Below are 23,940 nucleotides of genomic sequence, written 5' to 3'. Positions count from 1 at the left end.
CAGTGATTAATAATTTTCATCGATGGTCGTGGTACAACGAGCGCCCGTCTCAGGGCTACTCAAATTAGAACGTAAGGCCGCAAATAACTCACGCCCCATTCCATAACTTGTACTGCGTAAGTCAACTTTCTCAGCTTCTCTTGCTGCCAAAGTTGATTCATCAATCAACAGCGACAACTCACCGGTCGTGGCATTAACGCGGATAAGATCACCGTTTTGGATCTTAGCAATTAATCCACCGTCCAATGCTTCAGGTGTCAAATGAATTGCCGCTGGCACTTTACCCGATGCACCAGACATGCGCCCATCCGTTAGCAAGGCAACTTTGAAACCTTTATCCTGAAGGGTACCTAAAATTGGCGTAAGTTTGTGTAGTTCAGGCATACCAACCGCTTTAGGCCCTTGCCCTTTCACAACCACGACACAATCTTTGTCTAACTCACCAGCTTGAAACAGCGCCTCAAGTTTGTTTTGGTCGTCAATAACCACTGCAGGAGCTTCGACCAGACGATGTTGCTCAGCGACCGCCGAAACTTTAATCACAGCCCGTCCTAAATTACCTTTGAGTAACTTCAGACCACCATTTTCTTGGAACGGCGCCGACGCAGTGGTCAACACTTCGCTATCTAACGACGTTGCTGGGCCATCAACCCAAACCAATTCATTATCAATGAGTCTTGGTTCTTGGGTATAACGTCTTAGGCCAAAGCCTGCCACGGTATTGACATCTTCATGTAAAAGGCCGGCATCTAGCAGCTCTTTTACCAGCAGTGCCATCCCGCCAGCAGCATGGAAATGGTTAATATCGGCGTGACCGTTTGGATAAACCCTCGCGAGCAACGGCACTGCATCTGATAGTTCAGAGAAATCATCCCAATTAATGATGATACCCGCAGCTCTCGCCGCAGCAACAATATGCATGGTTAAATTAGTCGAGCCGCCAGTTGCCAATAATCCAACAATACCGTTAACAACCGATTTTTCGTTAACCACTTCACCGATAGGCGAATATTGCGTGCCCATTTCAGTCAGGCGACACACCTGCTTTGCAGCCATTTTGTTCAGTGCTTCACGGAGCGGGTCATCTGGGTTAACAAATGATGAACCTGGTAGCTGTAGCCCCATAATTTCCAGCATCAACTGATTACTGTTTGCGGTACCGTAAAAAGTACAAGTGCCCGCGCTGTGGTAAGAACTTGATTCAGCCTCTAACAAAGCAGCTCTATCGACTAAGCCTTGAGCAAACTTCTGACGAATACGCGCTTTCTCTTTATTGGGAATGCCTGACTTCATTGGTCCTGCAGGGACGAACAACATTGGTAGATGACCAAAGCTTAATGCGCCAATAAGTAAACCTGGGACAATTTTGTCACAAATTCCTAAGAGCAAGGCACCGTCAAACATATTATGAGATAAACCAACTGCAGTGCTCATTGCAATCACTTCACGGCTTAGGAGGCTTAGCTCCATCCCTGGTTGCCCTTGGGTAACGCCGTCACACATTGCAGGAACACCACCGGCTACTTGAGCAACACTGCCGACTTCTTGGCACGCTTGCTTGAGCAGTTTCGGGTAATCTTCATAGGGTTGATGCGCAGATAACATATCGTTAAAGGCCGTGACGATACCAATGTTGGCTTTCGTCAACGCCTTGATGGTATTTTTATCCGCTGGGCTACAAGCTGCGAAGCCGTGTGCAAGGTTACCGCAGCTTAGGCTGCTGCGATGGACACCTTTACTCTTAGCTTCATCTAATGCTTTAAGGTATTGGGCGCGCGAATGCTTGCTCCGCTCAATGATTCTATCTGTTACGGACTGTACTACTGCGTGCATAATCGCTCCTTAAGCGCTCCAATAAACATCGACGGGTGTGCTATGTTGTGCCAATACTGCGCGTATAGGCATCGCTTTCTCATCTTCATTTTCAAGCGCTTGGCGGTAAACAGACAACTTCTGCTCACCGACAATGTGTAAATAAATCTGACGACTGGCCAAAATCCCCTGTTTGGATATTGTGATACGACCATGAGGCGCATTGCCCGGATTCACAGCTAAGCAAAGTGAATCGGTTGACAGTGCTTGTTCAATCTCTAATGAACAGGGAAACCATGAACAGGTGTGTCCATCGTTACCCATACCCAACACAACCACATCAAAAGGTTTTGGGAAATTGGCCAATTGTTCAATCGTCATATCAGCGCCCGCTTCTGCGGAGGCAAACATATTTTTAAGTCCACGAAACTTAGCCGCCGCGGCTCGGTTTTGCAGTAGATGCGCTTTGACTAACTTTTCATTGGAATCGTCACTATCAACATCAACCCAACGCTCATCAGCGAGCGTGATGTAAACTTCACTCCACTCTATCGCCTTTTTACTGAGCTGTTGAAAAAGCGCCACGGGTGTCGACCCTCCTGACACCACTAAGCTTGCTTTTCCGCGCGCATCAATAGCCGTTTGTAGCTGATTGGCGATACGCTCCGCAAGCTGTGTTTCAAGAGCGGTTTTGTCATCAAATGATTTGAATACAGAGTCTTTAATCATAATCAATGTCTCCTATTCGTCCCACGAGCGGCCGTCTTTAGCTATCAATGCAACTGAGGCCACAGGCCCCCAACTGCCAGCAGGATATGGCTTAGGCTTTTCGTTGCTGTCTTCCCAAGCCTCAATGATACCGTCAACCCAACTCCACGCCTGCTCAACTTCATCGCGACGAACAAACAATGCTTGGTTGCCCAGCATAGCTTCAAGTAATAGACGCTCATAGGCATCAGCAATACGGTCATTCTTAAAGGTGTCAGAGAAACTTAAATCTAATTTAGTTGTTTGCAGACGTTGCTTCTGCTCTAGACCTGGCACCTTATTCATCATTTGAATTTCAACACCTTCGTGAGGCTGAAGACGAATGGTCAACTTGTTCGCTGGCAAATTACGATAGCTAGAACGATATAGGTTATGAGGTGGGTTTTTGAAATACACGACAATTTCAGAGCTCTTGGTCGGCATACGCTTGCCACTTCTCAAGTAGAATGGCACGCCAGCCCAACGCCAGTTGTCGATATCAACGCGTAATGCCACAAATGTCTCTGCATGGGATTGGGTATTAGCCCCCTCCTCTTCGAGATACCCTGGCACAGGTGCACCTTTTAAGAAGCCAGCAGAGTACTGACCTCTAACCGTGTTCTCATAGATATTGTCAGCATCGATTTTACGCAGTGATTTAAGAACTTTAACTTTTTCATCGCGGATGCTGTCTGCATCGAGGTTAACCGGTGGATCCATCGCCACAAGCGTCAGCACTTGCAAAAGGTGGTTTTGGATCATATCTCGCATTTGGCCTGCTTTATCAAAGTAGCCCCAACGTCCTTCGATGCCCACTTCTTCAGCAACCGTGATCTGCACATGGTCAATCGTTCGGTTATCCCACTTAGAGGCAAACAGTGAATTAGCAAAACGCAAGGCGATCAGGTTTTGAACCGTTTCTTTACCGAGGTAATGATCAATACGATACACCTGATTTTCATTAAAATAGGCGCTGACTTGGTCGTTAATCACTTTTGAGGAGGCTAAATCAGAACCAATAGGCTTTTCGAGGACGACACGTGTATCAGGATAGATAAGGTTTTGTTCGTGTAAACAGCGACAAATATCACCGAATATAGATGGCGGTGTCGCGAAGTAACTCACCATGACACGCTTTTGGGGCTCTAATACGTCATGAAACGCCTGATAGCCTGCCGAGTCAGTGAAGTTTGTGCCTACATAATGACAACGGCTTAAGAAACGGTTTAATGTCTCTTTACAAAGGTCTTCTTTTACAAAGCTATTAAGTGCAGTAACAACAAGCTCTTGATACTGTTCTTGGGTAAACTCATCTTTAGCAACCCCGAGCACTTTGGTCTCTTCATTAAGTAAACCGGCTTTATCAAGTTGGTACAGAGAAGGAAGCAATTTGCGTCTTGCTAAGTCCCCTTTGGTACCAAACAGTACAAAATCGCAAGCTTTGGCTTCTGGTGATGTCATGCCCATAGCTTATAAATCTCCTTTGTCGCTGTGTGCCATCATTCCGATGGGAAATTCACATGTTTGTCGTAATATAACAACAGAAATTGTTAATTGCATCTAAATTTTGCAAAAAATGCATGATTAGTAAACTAGCAACAAGACTACAAAATCTGATATGCTTTTCGTGATTAAATTACTATATATAGTAGAAAGTTTGTTGAATAGTTAGATCATAATTCGTTATATAGTCCAAACTTTAGCACTTTTTGTTTGCTTCTATAATGACATAAAAGAATAAATATAATTACATTACTATCGAGTGGATGTACGCATATGAATACCCTAGAAAAGGTTCAAAAAAGCCTAACGCATTTCAGTAAGTCAGAACGCAAAGTCGCTGAAGTCATTTTAGCGTCACCACAAACTGCCATTCACTCTAGCATTGCTACGTTAGCAAAAATGGCCGATGTCAGTGAGCCAACCGTTAACCGCTTTTGCCGCAGATTAGATACCAAAGGATTTCCAGACTTTAAACTGCATTTGGCGCAGAGCCTGGCTAACGGAACCCCTTATGTGAGCCGCCATGTAGAGGAAGATGACAGCCCTGATTCATACACTACAAAAATCTTTGAGTCATCTATGGCAGCCCTTGATACTGCTAGACAAAGCATGGATACGGCAGCGATAAATAAAGCAGTAGATATCCTCACACAAGCGAAGAAGATTTCGTTTTTTGGCTTAGGCGCATCGGCGTCAGTTGCCCATGATGCTCAGAATAAATTTTTCCGCTTTAATGTACCCGTGATCTGTTTTGATGATGTATTAATGCAACGTATGAGTTGTATTAATAGTTCTGAAGGCGACGTGGTGGTATTGATTTCCCATACAGGACGGACGAAATCACTCATCGATATCGCTCGTTTAGCCAGAGAAAATGGTGCTGCCGTGATTGCGATTACCTCACGTAACTCTCCACTATCAAGTGAATGTACTTTGCCAGTTACGATGGAAGTGCCAGAAGATACCGATATGTATCTGCCTATGGCCTCTCGTCTTGCGCAGCTGGTCATTGTTGACGTGCTCGCCACAGGCTTTACACTTCGCCGAGGCCCACGTTTTAGGGAAAGTTTAAAACGGGTTAAAGAGGTGTTAAAAGAGTCTCGTATCGAAAAAGACCCGATACTATAGTCCAGTTTTGTAAGGATTTTAGGCGGCTTGGTTTACCCAATCCGCCTTTTTTTTACCTTTAAGTCGTAGTACTTCACAAAATTAATAACTTGAGGTAGATCATTTTGTTTGTAATTTTCCTACAAAAGTCGGTTTTGTCTGTTAATATAGAGTAAGATTTTTTAAACTTAACGGAGTATCTCATGTTCCGCAGAACCAAAATTGTAACGACTCTAGGCCCAGCAACTGATCGTGACGACAATCTACGTCGTATTATCAAAGCTGGCGCAAACGTTGTTCGCCTTAACTTTTCTCACGGCTCACCTGAAGATCACCTAAAACGTGCGACTGACACACGTAACATAGCAAAAGAACTTGGTGTTCATGTTGCTATCTTAGGCGACCTACAAGGTCCAAAGATCCGTGTATCAACTTTTAAGGACAATAAAAAAGTCCAACTTGACCTAGGTCAAGCATTCATCTTGGATGCCGACCTAGAAAAAGGTCAAGGTGATGAGCATCAAGTTGGTATCGACTATAAAGAGCTACCTAAAGATGTTGTCATTGGCGATATCCTTATGCTGGACGATGGCCGTGTTCAACTTCGTGTAGAGAAAGTTGAAGGCAATAAGGTTCATACCTCAGTAACGGTTGCAGGTCCCCTTTCAAACAATAAAGGGATCAACAAAAAAGGCGGTGGCCTTTCAGCTGCAGCACTTACTGAAAAAGACAAGCGTGATATTGTTACGGCAGCAGCAATTAAAGTTGACTATCTAGCCGTTTCTTTCCCACGTAGTGGCGCTGACCTTAACTATGCACGTGAACTAGCTCAAAAAGCAGGTAGCAATGCATTAATCGTTTCTAAAGTTGAGCGCGCAGAAGCCGTTGTTTCTGATGAAGCAATGGATGATGTTATCTTAGCCTCTGATGCTGTCATGGTTGCTCGTGGTGACCTTGGTGTTGAAATTGGTGATGCAGCACTTGTTGCTGTACAGAAGAAGCTTATCAGTCGTTCTCGCCAACTTAACAAGAGCGTGATCACTGCGACCCAGATGATGGAGTCGATGATCACTAGCCCAATGCCAACACGTGCTGAAGTGATGGATGTGGCTAACGCTGTACTAGATGGCACTGATGCCGTCATGCTATCGGCTGAAACTGCAGCGGGTGACTTCCCTGAAGAAACCGTTATGGCAATGGCCAATGTTTGTTTAGGCGCTGAAGGACATCCAAGTGTTCAAGTCTCTAAGCACCGTCTAGATGAGCGCTTTACTTCGGTCGAAGAAACCATCGCGCTGTCTACCATGTATGCAGCTAACCACTTAGAAGGCGTTAAAGCAATTGTCGCCTTAACTGAGTCGGGTGCAACACCGCAGTTGATGTCACGCATCAGTTCATCACTGCCTATTTTCGCTTTGTCTCGTCATGACGTGACACTTGCAAAAATGGCATTGTATCGTGGTGTGCAGCCTTTCTTCTTCGACTCAACAGCACATAGTGCCGAAGAGTTAGCGAAGAAAGCGTTAGAAGCACTTCAAGCAGCTGGTTACCTTAACAGCGGTGACATGGTGCTGATGACTAAAGGTGACGCGATGGAAACCATCGGTGGCACCAATACCAGTAAAGTGTTAATTGTTGCCTAAGGCAAATTAATTACTGATAAAAAAGGTACGCAATGCGTACCTTTTTTGTATCTGAGATTAACGGTCTCTACAAAACATCAAAATCGTCGACGTTAATTGCCGCCAGTCTTAGTTTGTCTGCATCAACTAACTGCTGATATTCACTATCAGATAACAAGGCTTGCTCTTTAGCTAACTTAAACAGTGTCAGAGGCGGTAATTTTCTAGGTAAATCACCATTACGCTGTGCTTTTTTCAACGTGCGGTAAAGGTTTTGGCACTTATATTGTGCGATAAATGCTTGTTCCACTTCGGCTATACCACCTTGGTCACCGTCAAAATCAGGACATAAGAAGGTCAATCGATCTCGAGCAGGTCCAGGCTTTAACATGCCACTACACAGGTTTACGGCCATTTTATCTGATGGTCCATTAAAGTGGTTACCCATTGGGAATACGATCGCCCTCATCAACCAAGCCACCGGGCGATTAGGGAAGTTCCTCAGCGCTCCCTGCAAAGCCAACGCCGCTTTTTGTAAACGCATCTGCATCACATAATGAACCGCAGGTAGATCATCTTGTTGACGCCCATTATCTTCAAACAGCTTAAGGGTGGCGGAACCAAGATAAAGCTCACTTAATACGTCGCCTAATCTCGCCGACAACATCTCTTTACGCTTCAGATCGCCGCCCATAATCAACATAGACAGGTCAGTGATAAATGCCAATGCTGCAGACAGTCGCGTCATATCTTTATAATACTGCTTAGTGCAGCCACTCACGGGCGCACTATTAAAATAGCTGCCGCTTAACGCGCTAAATAAAGCACTGAACGCATTGCGACTTGCGTAACCAATATGACCCAGTAGTAGGTTATCAAAGCGCTCTAAGGCTTCACTTTTATCGTCCATGGCGGCCGCTTCCATTTCAGCAAGCACATAGGGGTGGCAACGCGTTGCACCTTGGCCAAAAATCATCAGACTACGGGTTAAAATGTTAGCCCCTTCAACTGTAATCGAGATAGGATTTGCCATATACGCATGACCAAGATAGTTCTTTGGTCCAAGCTGTATCCCTTTACCAGATTGAATGTCCATAGCATCATTTAGCACATCACGGCTCATCTCAGTCATGTGATATTTCGCTATAGCCGTTACCACTGAGGGCTTAACTTTTAAATCAATGCCTGTGGTGGTCAAACGACGCGCCGCTTCTAATTGATAAGTGTTAGCAATAATTCTCGCCATCGCTTCTTGCACACCTTCAAATTGACCGATAGCGAGACCAAATTGATGACGAACATAACTATAAGCCGTAGTGGTTTTGGTCGTGACATGACCCGATGCCGTCGCTAATGCGGGCAGTGAAATCCCCCGTCCTGCCGACAGACACTCCACTAACATACGCCAGCCTCGACCCGCATACTGTGGTCCACCGATGATCCAATCGAGTGGAATAAACACATCGCGGCCATGCGTTGTCCCATTCATAAAGGCCATACTGAGTGGGTTATGTCGACGACCAATTTCAACCCCTTGATGATCTGTTGGAATAAGGGCGCAGGTAATACCAAGATCCTCAACATCTCCTAGCAAACCATCTGGGTCACGCATTTGGAACGCTAAGCCTAATACGGTCGCAACAGGTGCCAGAGTAATGTAGCGCTTGTTCCAGTTAAGTTTGAGCCCCAAAACTTGTTCGCCATTAAACTCACCACGGCAAACGATGCCCTCATCTGGAATTGCGCCAGCATCGGAGCCAGCTTCTGGGCCAGTTAATGCAAAACATGGAACCGCCTCTCCGGTTGACAATTTAGGTAACCAATATTCACGCTGCTCCTTAGTGCCGTAATGAGTTAATAGCTCACCTGGACCCAAAGAGTTTGGCACCATGACACTTACGGCCGCACTCACGCTGCGGCTGGCAAGCTTGGCCACAATCGTTGAGTTTGCGTAAGCAGAAAATGCTTTACCGCCATATTCTTTGGGGATAATTAGCGCAAAGAAGCCCTCTTTTTTGAAGAAGTCCCATAACTCTGGCGGCAGATCCTTACGGTTTTGAACGATATCAAAGTCATCAATCATCGTCAGCGCAGTCATTACTTGATTGTCTATGAAGGCCTTTTCTTCATCAGACAGCGTTGGTTTACCATAGCTATGCAGCGTATCCCAATTAGGCTTACCTCTAAACAGTTCACCCTCCCACCATACATCGCCCGCTTCCATCGCCTCTTTCTCTGTACTCGATAGCGGCGGTAGTACCTTTTTAAAGAATGCAAACACTGGGCGAGTGATTAACTGCATACGGATATTTTTAACGGCAAAAAGCACTATTATGATTAATAGTGCCAAGATTAAGAGTGTCATAACGCCCCCTATTGGGAAGTAACGGGTACTGCTACACCAGCAGCAAGATATGGGATCACCTTTCGGATCACAGCTTCAATATCATTGTGTTCATTAAAGTCAGCGGCAGCGATCTCTGTTAACGCATCGGCTGATGCCATCGTAAATACCACAGTGCCTAAGGTAAAGTGTAAACGCCAAAACATCTCGGCGGGAGGAATATGTGGTGCACTTTCTGCAACAGCTTTAACAAACTCGTTCAAATGCGTACCGTAGTGGGTAGTAATAAACCATCTAAGGTGGCCTTGGCTTTCAATATAGCCGCGGCCTAACAGTTGTAAAAATGTACGTGTTCCTTCGGCTTTGAATTTATTAAGCTCAAGTAAAGGCTTTACTAAAGAGGAAAATATTTCATTTAATGACGGTTCACTCGACGCTTTAAGCTGAACAAGTTCATCTGAAGCCGCAGGCATAAAACGATCAAGGTATCGCGCCAAAACAGCTCTAATTAACTCTTTCTTCGAACCAAAATGATAATTTACCGATGCAAGATTTACTTCGGCTTTGCTGGTAATTAACCGTAGTGACGTTTCTGAAAATCCACGTTCAGCAAACAGCTTTTCTGCAGCATCCAGTATTCTTGTTTTAGTGTCGGATCGATTTGCCATTCCGTGACCTTAACTCTGATTTAAACATGCGTTTAAATTAAACACTGGTTCACTTTTTGTCAAATTAAATTCTGTCGCTAAGGTTAAGTCACGCTCGTTATCGGTCAGGGATTCTAAAAACTCCCGCTGCAAATTGCCACAAAACTGCGTAAACTATGCCACAGAAAAATAACAAAGGAAGGTAAGATGATCACCGCACGCACAAAACTGTCGCACTTATCGTTAGCCATAGCACTTTCAATAGCCACTAGTGGCTGTAATACACAGGCTGAGTCATCAGCGATTAGCCAACCTAAAGATGCCGTGGCAGAAGCTAATGACTTTTTAGCAAAAGCTGAAACTGATTTGGCGGCATTATCGATAGAACAAAATAGAGCCGAATGGATCTACAGTAATTTTATCACCGAAGATACAGCTGCCCTCGCAGCATCGGTTGCTGAGCGCCAAACCGCGACATCGGTACAATTAGCCACTCAAGCGGCTAATTATGTCAACCTCGATTTAGACTCAGCAAGTCAGCGTAAGCTTAATATCTTGCGCAGTTCACTGGTCCTACCCGCCCCCTTAGATCCCGCCAAAAATGCCGAGCTTGCAAACATCAGTGCTGAATTAAATGGCTTATACGGTAAAGGGAAATACTGCTTCGAAGATGGTCGTTGCCTCACCCAACCACAGCTATCAGGCATCATGGGTGAGTCAAAAGATCCAGCCCAGTTATTAGAAGTCTGGAAAGGATGGCGTGATATCGCAAAACCTATGCGTCCATTGTTTGAGCGAGAAGTTGAGCTCGCGAATGAAGGCGCAAAAGATCTTGGCTACGCCAACCTGTCTGAACTGTGGCGTAGCCAATATGATATGAAGCCAGATGAATTTTCGGCTGAACTCGATCGCCTCTGGGGTCAAGTTGAACCTTTATATGAATCGCTTCATTGCTATGTTCGCGGCGAGTTAAACGAACAATATGGCGATGATGTTGCACCGAATAATGGTCCAATACCGGCCCATTTACTTGGTAATATGTGGGCACAACAATGGGGTAATATCTACGATTCCGTTGCACCAGATAACGCAGATCCCGGATATGACGTCACCGAACTATTGGCTAAACAGGGTTATGATGAACATAAGATGGTTAAGCAAGCCGAAAGCTTCTTTACATCATTAGGGTTCGAGCCACTGCCAGACACCTTTTGGAGTCGCTCACTATTTGTTCAGCCAGAAGATAGAGATGTTGTTTGCCACGCCTCGGCGTGGGATCTAGATAATCTCGATGATATACGCATTAAGATGTGTATCCAAAAAACCGCTGAAGACTTTACCGTTATCCATCACGAACTGGGTCACAACTTTTATCAGCGCGCGTATAAAGAGCAACCTTTTATCTTTAAAAATAGCGCAAACGATGGATTCCACGAAGCCATTGGCGATACCGTTGCACTTTCCATCACACCCAACTATTTAAAACAGATTGGCTTACTTGATGAAGTCCCTGATGCATCTAAAGATATCGGCCTACTGTTAAAGCAGGCACTTGATAAAGTCGCATTCCTTCCCTTCGGTTTAATGATTGACCAATGGCGCTGGAAAGTCTTTAGTGGCGAAATTACACCAGAACAATACAACCAGGCATGGTGGGAGCTCAGAGAAAAGTATCAAGGAGTCAAATCGCCGATTACACGGGATGAATCGGACTTCGACCCTGGAGCTAAATACCATGTACCAGGCAATGTGCCCTACACGCGCTACTTCTTAGCGCATATATTACAGTTTCAATTCCATAAAGCATTATGCGATGTTGCAGGGGATAAAGGACCTGTCCATCGTTGCAGCATCTACGGCAATAAGGAAGCCGGTGCTAAACTTAACACCATGTTAGAGATGGGCCAAAGCCAACCATGGCCAGAAGCTTTAGCCGTTGTCACCGGCAATAAAGGCATGGATGCAACAGCCGTACTCGATTACTTTGCTCCGTTAAAAGTATGGCTAGATGACCAAAACAAGTCAGCCAATAGACAATGTGGCTGGTAGTGGTTACCCAGTAAACTGTAACCACCTTAAAAGAAGCCCCGCATTGCGGGGCTTCTTAATTTAGTGCAGGTTAACGAATCTTGACTCCTTTGTGATTGGTTTCACGGCTCACTAATCTTGCCTCATCAGACTTGACCAACATCACTAGTGTGACACCGATTCCGCCTAAAAACTGTGGTGCACTGTGATAAGCAAGAACCCCATCCAAGGACTTCAGCCACTGGGCCACACTCGATTTTACCAATGCTGGAAAGGGCTTATTATTTATGCCAGTGCCGTGTACCACACTGACATTACGAAACCCCATTCCTTTAGCATTCTCAATAAAATCATATAGCCGCTCCTTAGCTAACGGCAACCCAACACCTTTTAGCGATAGTTGAGCGTCAACAGGGTATTTTCCTTGGCGAAACAACTTAAAAACCTGTCCCTGAATTCCAGGCTTTCGAAAACTTAGCTCTGCCAGCGAGTCAACAGGTGTAATGCACGACACGTCGTGATTGAGTAAACCGATCGCTTGCAGACGTTTCGCAGCTTGATACCGGCGTACTTCCTCTTCGCGATCGACACTAGTAGGCACACGCCGCTCTCCTTTTAAGGGAACGACATCTTCCATTGATGCGAGAAAAAGCGCAGACTCTGTGCTATCCATAACATGGACTCCTAAGTTAACGCGTGGGCAATAAGCAAAATCTAGCTGAAATTATCCATAGGCTCAACGCATATCCAACCTATTAAATACAGATGATGACTAATTAGCCAATATGCTTGCCCTCACTAAGCGCTACTCTTGATGATATTTTATTCATATTGCCGCCGATACACACTTTGTAAAGAACTAACACTTTCGAATAATAAGTCCATCAATTATAGTGACGTCAGTATTAGCAGAAATGAATGGCTAAATGAATTTTATTAGAATAGCTTTACTCACCTTGATAACGCTCTGTGCTGTTCAAGTTCAGGCACAGAGTCAGGCCAGTGATAATGAAGCCCTTAATCGGTTTTACACCCAATTTAGTAGTGCTTTTGACCAGCTTGATGCGTCTGTTATCGAAGATATGTACGCTGAGAATGCCTGTTACATACCCGAGCAGCAAGGCAAAGAGATCACTATAGGTCGAGAGAATATTGTTGATCTATACCGAACCTTTTTTGGCAAAATCAAACATAAAAATGCTCGTATTGAGGTGGACTTTCGCGTGGTAGAGCGTCAAATGGAAGTTGAGAATGCCACCGATATTGGTTATTACTTGATCCGGTTCCACCCGCCAAAAGAAACCGAAGAGCCCGTCAGTGAATTCGCTGGCAAGTTCGTTACCGTGTCCAAGAAGAAAGCTGATGGGAAATGGTACCTAACCGTTGATACCAATAACCGCTCAGATCCCTCATTTTATTTTAATGCGAAGCCCTCACCAAATTTGTATTATGGCAGCCAGTTTACTGAAGTAGTGTCAGACAACAAACAATGAATCAGCCCATTAACTTATGTCCTTGTGGACAAGACATACTAGGACAGCGTCTTTCCTATGCTGAATGCTGTCACCGCTTTCATCAAGGCGATCTTCCTAGCCACCCTGAATTGTTGATGCGCAGCCGCTACAGTGCCTTTGTATTAAGGCGCCATGATTACCTTATCGCAACCCATCATCCTGACTTTCTCAATGGCTTGACCCGAGCCATATTAGATAGTGATAATCAAACCCGTTGGCACGGTCTACAGATCATAAACGCTAAAAAGAATGGGCAAACAGGGCTAGTAACATTTCAAGCTTGGTATCTTGAAAATGGAAAGCTCGATGCTATCCATGAAGTTTCACAGTTTAAATGGGTAAATGGCAAATGGCTTTATACCGAAGGCCAGCAGTTTAACGCTATTTTACCTAAGCGAAATGAGCCTTGTTTGTGTCACAGTGGTAAAAAGTTCAAACAGTGTTGCATCGCACTAGCAAATTAATCCATCGAAAATGAGTAAAACAAGCCCTTTGTTGACACCTATCAGCGTAAGGCGCTGCAATGCACTAATGCAATTTCTGTAATAACGACTCTTCTAAAAACGCACTAAATTCAGCTTCTCTTAATGCTGGACTATAGAGAAACCCTTGGGCTTGATGACAATTGAGTCCAGATAAGAACTGCTCTTGCTCAGTGGTTTCTACCCCTTCGGCAGTCAATGAAATGTTAAGCGCCGAAGCCATAGCGATAATGGCGCTAACAATTTCGCGGCTTTCATGGCTCACACCTAAATCAGAGATAAAAGAGCGATCTATTTTTAATTTAGAGATTGGAAACTGCTTTAGGTAACGCATTGAACTGTAACCGGTACCAAAATCATCTATCGCCAACCCAACACCTAGTTCAGCAAGCTCTTTGCACAGGTTGGTCGCATAAACCACATCTTCCATCAACTCGGTTTCGGTGATCTCTAAAATTAGCGTATTTGGTTTAAGTCGATATCGCGTAACTAGCTGCCACACCTGATCATATAAGCTCGCACTAAAAAACTGTTTAGCCGAGACGTTAACGTGCATGGAGAGATTCAGGTTATGGTGCTGCCATAAATTGAGTTGTTTACAAGCCGCTTCTAACACCCACTCACCGATTGCGGTAATCATACCTGTTTGTTCAGCGATATCGATAAAGGCGCCTGGATATAACACACCACTCTTGGGGTGGTGCCAGCGAATAAGCGCTTCAGCCCCGATATACTTACGCTGTTTTAAATCTTTAAGTGGCTGATAATACAACTCAAACTCACGACCTTTCAGTGCAGTTTGCAGATCACGTTCAATTTTAGCATCTGTCTTAAATGTATTTAGCAAGGCATTATTGAATAGCTGTATCGCGTCACCTTGTTTCTTTTTCGCAAATTGAATGGCGATGTCGGCACAGGTCATCGGAGGAAAATACGGCTCAAGGGTGTCAATATGTACCACAGATAATGCAGGTTTTGCCTCAAAGTGCTCATGGCCAATTTTTACTGGCAAATTGAGCTGATGATATAAGCGCTTGATGGCGTATTGCAACTCGTCTTGGTTTTTAATACTTTCAACAACCACGGCAAACTCATCGCTGCCCACCCGCGCAACTAATTCTGTATCGTTACAACTGGCAAAATGCTTAATACGCCGGGCCATCTCAATCAACATCCTATCGCCCTTCTGATGGCCATTGGTATCATTGAAACGTTTAAACCCCCTCAGATCAATAAGCATTAAATGACCCGATACAATTCGTTCTAATTCACGATTAAAATAACTTCGATTGTAGAGTGAAGTTAATCCACATTGCCAAGCTAGCCGCTCTAACTCTTGCTGGTATTGACGCTCCTCAGAGCAATCTTCGGCCGTGATTAAAGCATAATGATTACCGCGTGGCGTGGTAAATGGTTTTACCGAATATCTTAGCCAATAGCTCAGACCATCAGACCTTACAATTTTCGCATTGCCTTTTGCTGGACTGCCCATTTTGGCGTTAGCCAACGCCTGATTCGCCTGTATTGGAGATTGCTTAAAGAAGTCGAGGTGATCTAAGGTTTTACCAACAATTTTATGCTTCGGTATACCCGAGACGGCATGGTGTGCACCATTCAGATATTCGACCACATTGGTGGTCAAATTTACCACCATATTAATCTGTTCAGACTGCTCTACAGCAGTAAAGAAGAGCGCTAGGCGTTCATCTGTCGCATACGCCCGCTGCGTGGCCAACGTGAGTGCTAGTTGATCGGCGACCTGCGCCACGATGTGAACCTCAGCATCGCTCCACTCATTGTTTTCTATACATTCTAGATAAAGTACGCCTTCTAAATGGCCATTAATACGAATGGCAACATCAAGTGTCCTCGCAACGGGAGTGTTGTCAAAATACGCGGTAGTGAGCTCTGTAAGTCTTTGCTCATGCTTAACATCAATGGCATCGATTACCCGTTCAGACTTTAATAGCGAGAGATAATGGGGACAAAGGCTGGGACGCGGACGTATCAACGAATGGGTATCGATAAGACCTGTATTGGCAACCATAACAGTCTCATCACGATCGATTGAAAATAGGCAAACACCGACACCGCCAATAGGAAGCGCGTCAGTGAGCAGACTAACGGCTAACTGAGCGGTTTCTTCAAATTGTCCTTCCTGTTTTTCTACCGAGTTCACGATCGACTCTAACAGGTATTGGTATTGGCGTTTGCTCATATCATCCTAAAGCCAGCAGCGGAAAAATGGTTGCTGCTGAGGTAAAGCCGTCAAATGACAGCCAAAAGTTTCACTGATGTTATTTTTTTGCTATTCGACGGTAGACTACACCATGCGCCATAGGCTTTTCAATACTAATATCTTGATAATAATCAAAGGTTATTTTCAAGTTGGAAGATCATTTTTTCTGCACTGTAGTTAAACGTGATAGTGAGACTTACGCCCCCTTCAGTTTCGGAAACTAAGCACTGAAGGTCACCAAATCGTTTGCAAGCCAGATCAATTAATTGCTGTGCTTGTTCCTTGGCATCGTCTCCAACTCTTTCAATGACTAATTGCGTATCATACTCGTCAATCACTGCACCAATATCGGCGTAACTACCGCAATCTGTACAGGTGTCATTCACTAAATTTGACTGTGCTTTTTGAATGTTTTTCATCGTTAACTTCTATGTGGTGTTAATAGGCGTAATTATAGTATCAACTGGCCTATGAGTTCGAGACGCAGTTCATAACTAAACAATTATTTCTGCAAGTAAGCGCTGTTGAACGAGCTGGTCAACAAAGTGCGGCGTATTAATCGACAGATCCTCATCTGTCAGATCACCCGTATATTTAGCCTTGCTAACCAATGAACAGTTTGCCAATACTTGGCTCACCTCTATCGGGACAGCCCCCCTTGTTACGACGGCCTCTGGTTGCAAACATTGCGATAAGTGAAATGCGGCGAGCCCCTGCTGCTGAAATACTAGGCTATGATCTATCACCTGTTCTTTAGACATATCACTTAATAGCGGCTGCGATTTAGGCAGTTCAAACTGTTCATGTAAACGTTGCTCAATCTCTCTGTCCGAACCTTTAAGATGGAACTGTGCCATGTCACGCGCATCGGCCGACAACATTGCCAACAGCAAACCGAACTCTCCTCTACGCTCACCAGAGATGGCGTGATTGAGTTTGGTGCCTAAATGAGCTTCTGAAAGTAATACTTGCGTTGTTTGCATAAAAAAACATCGATTAAACAGCCTGTTGCTATTTAATCGACCGCTTGAACAGAAACTTTAGAAATAATTTCAATTATGGCCTTTACACTGCGGCTGTTTCTGACTACTATTGCCGCCGCAATTGAGGAGGGGTTCCCGAGTGGCCAAAGGGATCAGACTGTAAATCTGACGGCTCAGCCTTCGAAGGTTCGAATCCTTCTCCCTCCACCATTTGCGGCAATTTGATATAGAGATATTCGTGGAGGGGTTCCCGAGTGGCCAAAGGGATCAGACTGTAAATCTGACGGCTCAGCCTTCGAAGGTTCGAATCCTTCTCCCTCCACCATTTCGCACTCTTCGCTCAAAGTATCTCTTCGTAACATATCTACAAAAACAATATCCAAACCAGCACCTTATAATCTTTATTGTTATTATCGTCCGTTTACTGCTATTACCGTTCGTTTACTGCTATTACCGTCCATTATCAGCTATCCAATCAACAAATAAGCACGCCCGTTACTTAACAAGCCACACGCATAAACAGTGCATCATGTAATTGATAACCTCAATGTCACTATATAGCTTGCCAAGCTCCCCAGCTTACTGTCGTAACATCCCTACCACATACTTTACATACCAACTACTGAATTACCTTTTTAAATTGAGTATGATGCGATTATCTAAGATGGTGGATCTTGTTACCTTAATTCCCTTTTTGAGGCGCAACGTATCAAGATTGGGGGCTGCTGTGGTGCTATCATTTTATAAAGTACCTTCAGTTACGGTATTAATGTCCAAGCAATAGAGTTCATATTTCTTAATCAATTCGTTACAGGAATAACAATGGAAAGATCATGGGTAAACCAAGCAATCGCTAAAATTGAAGCCGATTATCAACGCAGTGCAGACACCCACTTGATCAAATTGGATATTGCCTGCCTGACCGGGATTGACATCTACCTTAAAGATGAGAGCACCCACCCTACAGGCAGCTTGAAACATCGTTTAGCACGATCGCTTTTTCTTTACGCCTTGTGTAATGGCTGGGTAAAACAAGATACCCCAATCATTGAATCCTCTTCTGGCAGCACTGCCGTATCTGAAGCCTATTTTGCCCGCTTACTGGGACTGCCATTTATCGCGGTCATGCCTAAATCTACAGCAAAAAAGAAGATCCAGCAGATCGAGTTTTATGGTGGAAGTTGCCATTTTGTAGAACACTCCAGTGAGATTTACGCCGAATCGCAACGATTAGCCGATGAGCTATCTGGTCATTATATGGACCAGTTTACCTATGCTGAGCGCGCCACTGATTGGCGCGGTAACAACAATATCGCTAATTCAATCTTCGAGCAGATGCAGAGAGAGCCTCATCCGGTGCCCACATGGATAGTGATGAGTCCTGGGACTGGCGGCACATCAGCCACCATAGGCCGTTATATTCGCTACCAAAGAGAAATGACCAAACTGTGTGTGGTTGACCCAGAACATTCAGTATTTTTTGACTATTTCCACAGTGGTGATGACCAAGTCACTTGTACTCAAGGCAGTCGTATAGAAGGGATTGGCAGGCCAAGAGCCGAGCCATCCTTTATACCTGGCGTGGTTGATAACATGGTTAAAGTTAAAGATGCTGCATCCATCGCCACCATGAATTGGCTAGAGGCGTTAATCGGCCGTAAAGCGGGTCCCTCAACAGGAACTAACCTCTACGGTGCGTTACAACTGGCTTGTGAAATGAAGAAAAAGAATCAAACAGGATCAATCGTGACCCTGTTATGTGATTCGGGAGAACGCTATCTCGACACTTACTACAACACCGATTGGGTTGCGCAGCAAATAGGTGATATCAGCCAATACGAGGCGCAGTTAATGCAATTTAATCAATCTGGTCAGTTAACTTAATCAATATTTAAGTATTTATGAGTCTGTATCGATAGTCGCCAATTACGTTCGATGCAGACTTTCATTGCCAACTCGGTGGCACGAGGCTTCTGACTAATGGGCTGTAGACAAATAGTTTTACTGTCGAGCACTATCCCTTCTAGCAGCGCATCTAACTCGGCGACGTGAGAGGCTTTAGCAACGGGATGCTTTATCTCATTGGCTCTTTCTAATGCCTGAGATAACACTTCAAAGCCGCCTTTCATATTAACCTTTGGCGATACGGTCACCCACGTTCTATCATCGCATTTCACCTCAAACGTTCCACTGGTTTCAATTTGACATTGAAAGCCCGCTTCACTAAGCATCTGAGTCAGTGTCTGTAAGTCATACATGCAGGGTTCGCCACCAGTAATGACGATATGTTTAGCGGTAAAGCCTTTTTGCTTAAGCGCATCAATCAGCTCCCCTGCGCCGAGTTCTGACCAACGGCCGACTTCTCCGTCGACCTGAATGACTAACGCGGGATCGACACGATTTTCGGCTAAGGTTTCCCATGTGTGTTTAGTGTCACACCACGCGCAGCCAACAGGACAGCCTTGCAGGCGAACAAAGATCGCTGGCACACCCGTAAACACGCCCTCGCCTTGTATGGTCTCAAACACTTCATTTACCGGATACTTCATTTTAAACCTCATCGTTATCGGTCGGCTTTTATAAGAGATTTATGCCTCACAAGCAAGTATAAATCAGATAAATGGCGCCTCTTTTCCTAATTTTGACCGCACAAGAAATTTTGCATCCCTGTCTGGCTCAGTTAAACTAGCGCCTAACATTGATTACCTAATCCAAATTTATGTCAAAAGCTGTTGTTGTATTTAGTGGTGGACAAGATTCCACAACCTGCCTAATTCAAGCTCTCCATCAATATGATGAAGTCCATGCCATTACCTTCGACTATGGACAACGCCATAGAGAAGAGATCATCACTGCACAAACATTAGGTCAACAGCTTGGTGTTGCTAGCCATAAAGTGTTAGATGTTAACGTATTAAACGAGTTAGCTATTTCAGCTCTTACCCGAGACGATATCGCAGTGTCAAACGAGCTAATGGAAAACGGATTACCTAACACCTTTGTGCCAGGTCGTAATATTCTTTTCCTTACGTTAGCTGGCATCTACGCCTACCAACTCGGCGCTGAAGCCGTGATCACTGGTGTATGTGAAACAGACTTCTCAGGTTACCCAGATTGTCGCGATCAATTTATTAAAACGATGCAAACAGCGTTAGAGCAAGGTATGGATAGACCACTAAACCTGGTAACACCATTAATGTGGTTAAATAAAGCACAGACTTGGGCCTTAGCCGATAAGTATGACAGCTTAACCTTAGTTAGAGATCACACCCTGACTTGCTATAACAGTATCATAGGCTCTGGTTGCGGCACTTGTCCTGCTTGTCTGCTACGCAGTAAAGGCCTTCAAGATTATCTAGACAATAAAAGCGCTGTGTTAGCGCAGTTAGATGCAACATGCTAAACAAACTTAAGAGCGGTGCAAACCCCTATGGAGTGGTGATGTTTATCACTCTGTTGTGCACCCTACTCTATTTTTTGCCATTAGACTCGCAGCTGGCTTATCGTCGCACTGCGATTGGTCATGGCGAGTGGTGGCGGCTACTTACGGGAAACTTGTTACATACCAATCACTGGCATTTGGTTATGAATCTCGCGGGCCTTTGGGTTATCGCTTTCTTACATGAGTGCCACTATCGGCTGAGTAATTTTACGCTGTTGTTTATTGGCCTCTGCTTGCTTCAAGGAGCTGGGCTGTATCTTTTCTTCCCAAGCTTGTTAGGTTATGTCGGACTCAGCGGCATGCTGCACGGACTCTTTACCTTCGGCGCACTCAGGGATATCCAGAAAGGACTAAGATCCGGCTACCTGCTAGTTGCTGGCGTGTGTGTCAAAGTCATTTATGAGCAATATTATGGTGCCACAGAGCAAATCACCCAGTTAATCAACGCGCGAGTGGCAACAGAGTCACACCTTATCGGCGTGGTAACGGGGATACTTTGCTTTATTGGCTACTGGGCATTTCGCAAATTAGCCAAATAGCCCATACCGACGAATGGAAACAGATAACGTTTAGATACCGAACACGTCGCGCAGACTTTTCTTCGCGACGTGTTTTACGATAATTTAGGCTTTAATTAACGCTTCTCGTAGCTCGTGCACCTGATCACGCAATGCTGCCGCCTGTTCAAACTCAAGATCCCTAGCATGTTGGTGCATCTGCTTTTCAAGCTGATCAATTTGATGACTTAAACTCGCCGCATCAATGCCTTGGTATTTTGCATTAGGTTCAGCCACCCGTTGATAGGCTGGCAGCACCTTTGCGGTATGCTTATTTTGCTCGCCAACATCCATCACATCTGTAATCGACTTGGACACCCCTTTAGGCGTAATCCCGTTGTCGATATTAAACTGATGCTGTTTGGCTCGGCGCCTTTCTGTTTCGCCAATCGCTTTCTCCATTGATTTGGTGATCTTGTCAGCGTAAAGGATCACTTTACCGTTCAAGTTGCGAGCAGCACGGCCAATGGTTTGGATCAATGAGCGTTCTGAGCGCAAGAACCCCTCTTTATCGGCGTCGAGAATACAGACTAAAGAGACCTCAGGCATATCCAAGCCTTCGCGCAACAAGTTAATACCCACTAAGACATCAAACACGCCTAAGCGCAGATCACGAATGATCTCTACCCGCTCTACAGTATCGATGTCTGAATGCAGGTAACGAACTTTAACCCCATGCTCATCCAAGTATTCAGTAAGATCCTCTGACATACGCTTAGTGAGCGTAGTGACTAAAACCCGCTCATTGACCGCGACACGTTTTCCGATTTCTGACAGCAGATCATCGACTTGAATGCCAACAGGGCGCACCTCAATCTCAGGGTCAAGTAATCCTGTTGGCCTAACCACCTGCTCGGCAATTTCACCTTCACATTTATCTAGCTCATACTGCGCTGGCGTTGCAGAAACGAAGATGGTTTGCGGCATTAACGCCTCAAACTCTTCAAATTTAAGTGGACGGTTATCTAAGGCTGAAGGTAAACGAAAGCCGTATTCAACCAAATTGGTTTTACGTGAACGATCGCCCTTGTACATGGCACCAATTTGGGACACGGTAACATGCGACTCATCAATGATAAGTAAGCCATCTGCGGGAAGGTAATCAAGCAGCGTTGGCGGCCCTTCACCGGGTCTGCGTCCCGATAAATACCTAGAGTAGTTTTCAATACCAGAGCAGTAACCTAGCTCTGTCATCATTTCAATATCATATTGAACTCGTTCAGAAATCCTTTGCTCTTCAACGAGCTTATGGTTATCCAGCAGAAATTGCTTACGCTCTCTTAACTCCTGCTTAATATGATCGGTCGCCGCTAAGATTTTTTCTCTTGGGGTCACATAGTGAGTTTTAGGGTAAACAGTGGTTCGCGCAATACGTTGCAAAATATGGCCGGTGAGCGGATCGAATAAGCTCAGCCGCTCAATTTCATCATCAAACAACTCCACGCGAATGGCATCACGCTCTGAGTCTGCTGGGAAGATATCAATAACTTCTCCGCGTACACGATAGGTGCCGCGCTGCAGTTCGATATCATTACGGGTGTATTGCAATTCGCTTAGACGCTTTAAAATCTCCCGTTGCCCCATGAAATCACCTTGACGCAGGTGCAATAGCATTTTCAAATATGAATCTGGGTCACCTAAACCATAAATGGCAGAAACCGAGGCGATCAGTACCACATCTTTTCTTTCAAGCAGGGCTTTTGTGGCTGATAAACGCATCTGTTCGATATGCGCATTAACCGAGGCATCTTTCTCAATAAATGTGTTGGTTGAGGGAACGTAAGCTTCTGGCTGATAATAATCATAATAAGAAACAAAATACTCCACCGCATTATGGGGGAAAAACTCTTTCATCTCGCCATAGAGCTGCGCCGCTAATGTTTTGTTGGGCGCCATAATAATCGTCGGGCGTGCCATCTGCTCAATCACATTGGCAATTGTGTAAGTTTTACCTGAGCCAGTCACACCCAGCAAGGTCTGGCACGCTAATCCAGCCTCTAAGCCATCAACGAGTTGAGCAATGGCTTTAGGTTGATCGCCAGCTGGTTTATATGGTGAGACTAATTGAAACGGGGATTCACTCACAAAGACCTCCATAATCTTTAGCCTTCTATAGTAATTGACTCACTGACGTTAGCCAATGGAGTGATGAGATAAATATCAGCAAGGTAGCAATTAGATAAAGTAGCCCCATTGATAAGGCCATTACATAAAACTGACATGAAACTTTAATACAAAGGGGATATTGCAAATAATTGAACAAAAAACAGACCAAAACCGCCAATATTGGGGAGATTAATGCACAACAACCGCACAGAAAAACATTACATAAATGTAACAGAACGTAGCTAAACACTTTACCGAATCGCTTAACCATAACCACTTGTAATTTAACACTTTATATATTTCAAGTAAATTTTACGCTTTTTAACCACATTTCAACAGCCATCGGGCTTTGGCAGCCATTTTTTTTTATCACCCACAGGTTTATCCACAGATTTAGTGGATAACTTACGCAAACGTAGTAAAACCGTGGCCTTAAGCGTATATCATTAAAAAATGCTGAAGCTGTTAGTTTATGTAATTTTACTACAATTGAAACCTTATTAAGAATTCAGCCACTTAAATTAGCCATTTATTAATTAATGAACAGGCAGTTAGCCTAACAACATGAGAAACTGCAGATAAGATAAACAATTTGATGACTATCTCGACACGATGCGCGTTAGTTGAGCACTTAACAGCATAATTACACTTTTTTCCCTTACCTGAGTTGACTCGTGTGTAAGAGCGATTTAATATGCGCTCCGTCTTCAACGACGAGTTGCTTTAACGATTCCCCTGTAGTTCAGTTGGTAGAACGGCGGACTGTTAATCCGTATGTCACTGGTTCGAGTCCAGTCTGGGGAGCCA

19 protein-coding genes and 3 tRNA genes are annotated in these 23,940 nt (G+C 44.6%); 11 read left to right on the top strand and 11 right to left on the bottom strand.

The window, feature by feature from the left end; translation table 11 throughout:
* Positions 1-6: 6 nt before the first annotated feature.
* From edd to zwf, 3 genes are read right to left on the bottom strand one after another with little or no spacing between them, the layout of a single operon-like run.
* The gene (gene edd, locus L876_RS0117865; RefSeq protein ID WP_028765048.1) at positions 7-1,833 is read right to left on the bottom strand and encodes a phosphogluconate dehydratase; all 1,827 of its coding nucleotides are present in this window, start codon (positions 1,831-1,833) and stop codon (positions 7-9) included.
* Positions 1,834-1,842: 9 nt separating this feature from the next.
* Positions 1,843-2,541 (bottom strand): 6-phosphogluconolactonase, encoded by a 699-nt coding sequence (gene pgl / locus L876_RS0117860; RefSeq protein WP_028765047.1) that lies wholly within the window; start codon positions 2,539-2,541, stop codon positions 1,843-1,845.
* 12 nt (positions 2,542-2,553) lie between these two features.
* Positions 2,554-4,026 (bottom strand): glucose-6-phosphate dehydrogenase, encoded by a 1,473-nt coding sequence (zwf, locus tag L876_RS0117855; RefSeq protein ID WP_028765046.1) that lies wholly within the window; start codon positions 4,024-4,026, stop codon positions 2,554-2,556.
* A 309-nt stretch (positions 4,027-4,335) separates the two neighbouring features.
* Here zwf and L876_RS0117850 point away from each other — a divergent pair, with 309 nt between their 5' ends.
* On the top strand, positions 4,336-5,190 hold the full coding sequence (locus tag L876_RS0117850; RefSeq protein WP_028765045.1) for a MurR/RpiR family transcriptional regulator: 855 nt from the start codon (positions 4,336-4,338) through the stop codon (positions 5,188-5,190).
* 182 nt (positions 5,191-5,372) lie between these two features.
* Positions 5,373-6,812 (top strand): pyruvate kinase, encoded by a 1,440-nt coding sequence (pyk, locus tag L876_RS0117845; protein ID WP_028765044.1) that lies wholly within the window; start codon positions 5,373-5,375, stop codon positions 6,810-6,812.
* Positions 6,813-6,879: 67 nt separating this feature from the next.
* Here pyk and L876_RS0117840 read toward each other — a convergent pair whose 3' ends face one another.
* Complete coding sequence (locus tag L876_RS0117840; RefSeq protein WP_028765043.1) at positions 6,880-9,156, bottom strand: acyl-CoA dehydrogenase; 2,277 nt, start codon at positions 9,154-9,156, stop codon at positions 6,880-6,882.
* A gap of 8 nt (positions 9,157-9,164) precedes the next feature.
* Positions 9,165-9,803: a TetR family transcriptional repressor PsrA gene (gene psrA, locus L876_RS0117835; protein WP_028765042.1), complete on the bottom strand. Its 639-nt coding sequence runs from the start codon at positions 9,801-9,803 to the stop codon at positions 9,165-9,167.
* 186 nt (positions 9,804-9,989) lie between these two features.
* Here psrA and L876_RS0117830 point away from each other — a divergent pair, with 186 nt between their 5' ends.
* Positions 9,990-11,831: a M2 family metallopeptidase gene (locus L876_RS0117830; RefSeq protein WP_028765041.1), complete on the top strand. Its 1,842-nt coding sequence runs from the start codon at positions 9,990-9,992 to the stop codon at positions 11,829-11,831.
* A gap of 70 nt (positions 11,832-11,901) precedes the next feature.
* Here L876_RS0117830 and L876_RS22070 read toward each other — a convergent pair whose 3' ends face one another.
* A complete protein-coding gene (locus L876_RS22070) occupies positions 11,902-12,483 on the bottom strand; it encodes a Smr/MutS family protein (protein WP_051413182.1) in 582 nt (193 codons plus the stop codon).
* Between the two features lie 253 nt (positions 12,484-12,736).
* Here L876_RS22070 and L876_RS0117820 point away from each other — a divergent pair, with 253 nt between their 5' ends.
* Together L876_RS0117820 and L876_RS0117815 are read left to right on the top strand one after the other, a co-directional pair.
* Positions 12,737-13,303, top strand: coding sequence for a YybH family protein (locus L876_RS0117820; protein WP_028765040.1), 567 nt, complete (start codon positions 12,737-12,739; stop codon positions 13,301-13,303).
* On the top strand, positions 13,300-13,788 hold the full coding sequence (locus L876_RS0117815) for a YchJ family protein (protein WP_028765039.1): 489 nt from the start codon (positions 13,300-13,302) through the stop codon (positions 13,786-13,788). Before L876_RS0117820 ends, L876_RS0117815 begins: the two co-directional genes overlap by 4 nt.
* Positions 13,789-13,852: 64 nt before the next feature.
* Here the strand turns inward: L876_RS0117815 and L876_RS0117810 are convergent, their stop codons facing one another.
* From L876_RS0117810 to L876_RS0117800, 3 genes are all read right to left on the bottom strand, one after another.
* Positions 13,853-16,024: a sensor domain-containing phosphodiesterase gene (locus L876_RS0117810; protein ID WP_028765038.1), complete on the bottom strand. Its 2,172-nt coding sequence runs from the start codon at positions 16,022-16,024 to the stop codon at positions 13,853-13,855.
* 152 nt (positions 16,025-16,176) lie between these two features.
* Positions 16,177-16,464: a DUF406 family protein gene (locus tag L876_RS0117805; RefSeq protein WP_028765037.1), complete on the bottom strand. Its 288-nt coding sequence runs from the start codon at positions 16,462-16,464 to the stop codon at positions 16,177-16,179.
* A gap of 75 nt (positions 16,465-16,539) precedes the next feature.
* Positions 16,540-17,028, bottom strand: a complete 489-nt coding sequence (locus L876_RS0117800; protein ID WP_028765036.1) for a VC2046/SO_2500 family protein — start codon at positions 17,026-17,028, stop codon at positions 16,540-16,542.
* A gap of 125 nt (positions 17,029-17,153) precedes the next feature.
* Between L876_RS0117800 and L876_RS0117795 the strand changes: the two genes are divergently transcribed.
* From L876_RS0117795 to L876_RS0117785, 3 genes are all read left to right on the top strand, one after another.
* Positions 17,154-17,238: transfer RNA gene (locus L876_RS0117795), tRNA-Tyr, on the top strand.
* Between the two features lie 30 nt (positions 17,239-17,268).
* Positions 17,269-17,353: transfer RNA gene (locus L876_RS0117790), tRNA-Tyr, on the top strand.
* Positions 17,354-17,850: 497 nt separating this feature from the next.
* Positions 17,851-18,912: a PLP-dependent cysteine synthase family protein gene (locus tag L876_RS0117785; protein ID WP_028765035.1), complete on the top strand. Its 1,062-nt coding sequence runs from the start codon at positions 17,851-17,853 to the stop codon at positions 18,910-18,912.
* Here L876_RS0117785 and queE read toward each other — a convergent pair.
* Positions 18,909-19,577: a 7-carboxy-7-deazaguanine synthase QueE gene (gene queE, locus L876_RS0117780; protein WP_028765034.1), complete on the bottom strand. Its 669-nt coding sequence runs from the start codon at positions 19,575-19,577 to the stop codon at positions 18,909-18,911. The two genes, L876_RS0117785 and queE, sit on opposite strands and share 4 nt — an antisense overlap.
* Positions 19,578-19,747: 170 nt before the next feature.
* Here queE and queC point away from each other — a divergent pair, with 170 nt between their 5' ends.
* Entirely contained in the window at positions 19,748-20,431 is a 684-nt protein-coding gene (gene queC / locus L876_RS0117775; protein ID WP_028765033.1) for a 7-cyano-7-deazaguanine synthase QueC, read from the top strand.
* Positions 20,425-21,009 (top strand): rhombosortase, encoded by a 585-nt coding sequence (gene rrtA, locus L876_RS0117770; protein ID WP_028765032.1) that lies wholly within the window; start codon positions 20,425-20,427, stop codon positions 21,007-21,009. Before queC ends, rrtA begins: the two co-directional genes overlap by 7 nt.
* Positions 21,010-21,093: 84 nt before the next feature.
* Here rrtA and uvrB read toward each other — a convergent pair whose 3' ends face one another.
* Positions 21,094-23,112: an excinuclease ABC subunit UvrB gene (gene uvrB / locus L876_RS0117765; RefSeq protein WP_028765031.1), complete on the bottom strand. Its 2,019-nt coding sequence runs from the start codon at positions 23,110-23,112 to the stop codon at positions 21,094-21,096.
* Between the two features lie 752 nt (positions 23,113-23,864).
* Between uvrB and L876_RS0117760 the strand changes: the two genes are divergently transcribed.
* Positions 23,865-23,940: transfer RNA gene (locus L876_RS0117760), tRNA-Asn, on the top strand.

The organism is Shewanella colwelliana ATCC 39565, from assembly GCF_000518705.1.
GTDB classification, from domain to species: Bacteria; Pseudomonadota; Gammaproteobacteria; order Enterobacterales; family Shewanellaceae; genus Shewanella; species Shewanella colwelliana.
This window is presented reverse-complemented; position numbering and strand designations above follow the sequence as displayed.

What these genes read in the sequence shown, in the direction of transcription:
- edd (WP_028765048.1), bottom strand. Translation starts at nt 1,833, where the DNA reads ATGCACGCAGTAGTACAGTCCGTAACAGATAGAATCATTGAGCGGAGC.
- pgl (WP_028765047.1), bottom strand. Translation starts at nt 2,541, where the DNA reads ATGATTAAAGACTCTGTATTCAAATCATTTGATGACAAAACCGCTCTT.
- zwf (WP_028765046.1), bottom strand. Translation starts at nt 4,026, where the DNA reads ATGGGCATGACATCACCAGAAGCCAAAGCTTGCGATTTTGTACTGTTT.
- L876_RS0117850 (WP_028765045.1), top strand. Translation starts at nt 4,336, where the DNA reads ATGAATACCCTAGAAAAGGTTCAAAAAAGCCTAACGCATTTCAGTAAG.
- pyk (WP_028765044.1), top strand. Translation starts at nt 5,373, where the DNA reads ATGTTCCGCAGAACCAAAATTGTAACGACTCTAGGCCCAGCAACTGAT.
- L876_RS0117840 (WP_028765043.1), bottom strand. Translation starts at nt 9,156, where the DNA reads ATGACACTCTTAATCTTGGCACTATTAATCATAATAGTGCTTTTTGCC.
- psrA (WP_028765042.1), bottom strand. Translation starts at nt 9,803, where the DNA reads ATGGCAAATCGATCCGACACTAAAACAAGAATACTGGATGCTGCAGAA.
- L876_RS0117830 (WP_028765041.1), top strand. Translation starts at nt 9,990, where the DNA reads ATGATCACCGCACGCACAAAACTGTCGCACTTATCGTTAGCCATAGCA.
- L876_RS22070 (WP_051413182.1), bottom strand. Translation starts at nt 12,483, where the DNA reads ATGGATAGCACAGAGTCTGCGCTTTTTCTCGCATCAATGGAAGATGTC.
- L876_RS0117820 (WP_028765040.1), top strand. Translation starts at nt 12,737, where the DNA reads ATGAATTTTATTAGAATAGCTTTACTCACCTTGATAACGCTCTGTGCT.
- L876_RS0117815 (WP_028765039.1), top strand. Translation starts at nt 13,300, where the DNA reads ATGAATCAGCCCATTAACTTATGTCCTTGTGGACAAGACATACTAGGA.
- L876_RS0117810 (WP_028765038.1), bottom strand. Translation starts at nt 16,024, where the DNA reads ATGAGCAAACGCCAATACCAATACCTGTTAGAGTCGATCGTGAACTCG.
- L876_RS0117805 (WP_028765037.1), bottom strand. Translation starts at nt 16,464, where the DNA reads ATGAAAAACATTCAAAAAGCACAGTCAAATTTAGTGAATGACACCTGT.
- L876_RS0117800 (WP_028765036.1), bottom strand. Translation starts at nt 17,028, where the DNA reads ATGCAAACAACGCAAGTATTACTTTCAGAAGCTCATTTAGGCACCAAA.
- L876_RS0117785 (WP_028765035.1), top strand. Translation starts at nt 17,851, where the DNA reads ATGGAAAGATCATGGGTAAACCAAGCAATCGCTAAAATTGAAGCCGAT.
- queE (WP_028765034.1), bottom strand. Translation starts at nt 19,577, where the DNA reads ATGAAGTATCCGGTAAATGAAGTGTTTGAGACCATACAAGGCGAGGGC.
- queC (WP_028765033.1), top strand. Translation starts at nt 19,748, where the DNA reads ATGTCAAAAGCTGTTGTTGTATTTAGTGGTGGACAAGATTCCACAACC.
- rrtA (WP_028765032.1), top strand. Translation starts at nt 20,425, where the DNA reads ATGCTAAACAAACTTAAGAGCGGTGCAAACCCCTATGGAGTGGTGATG.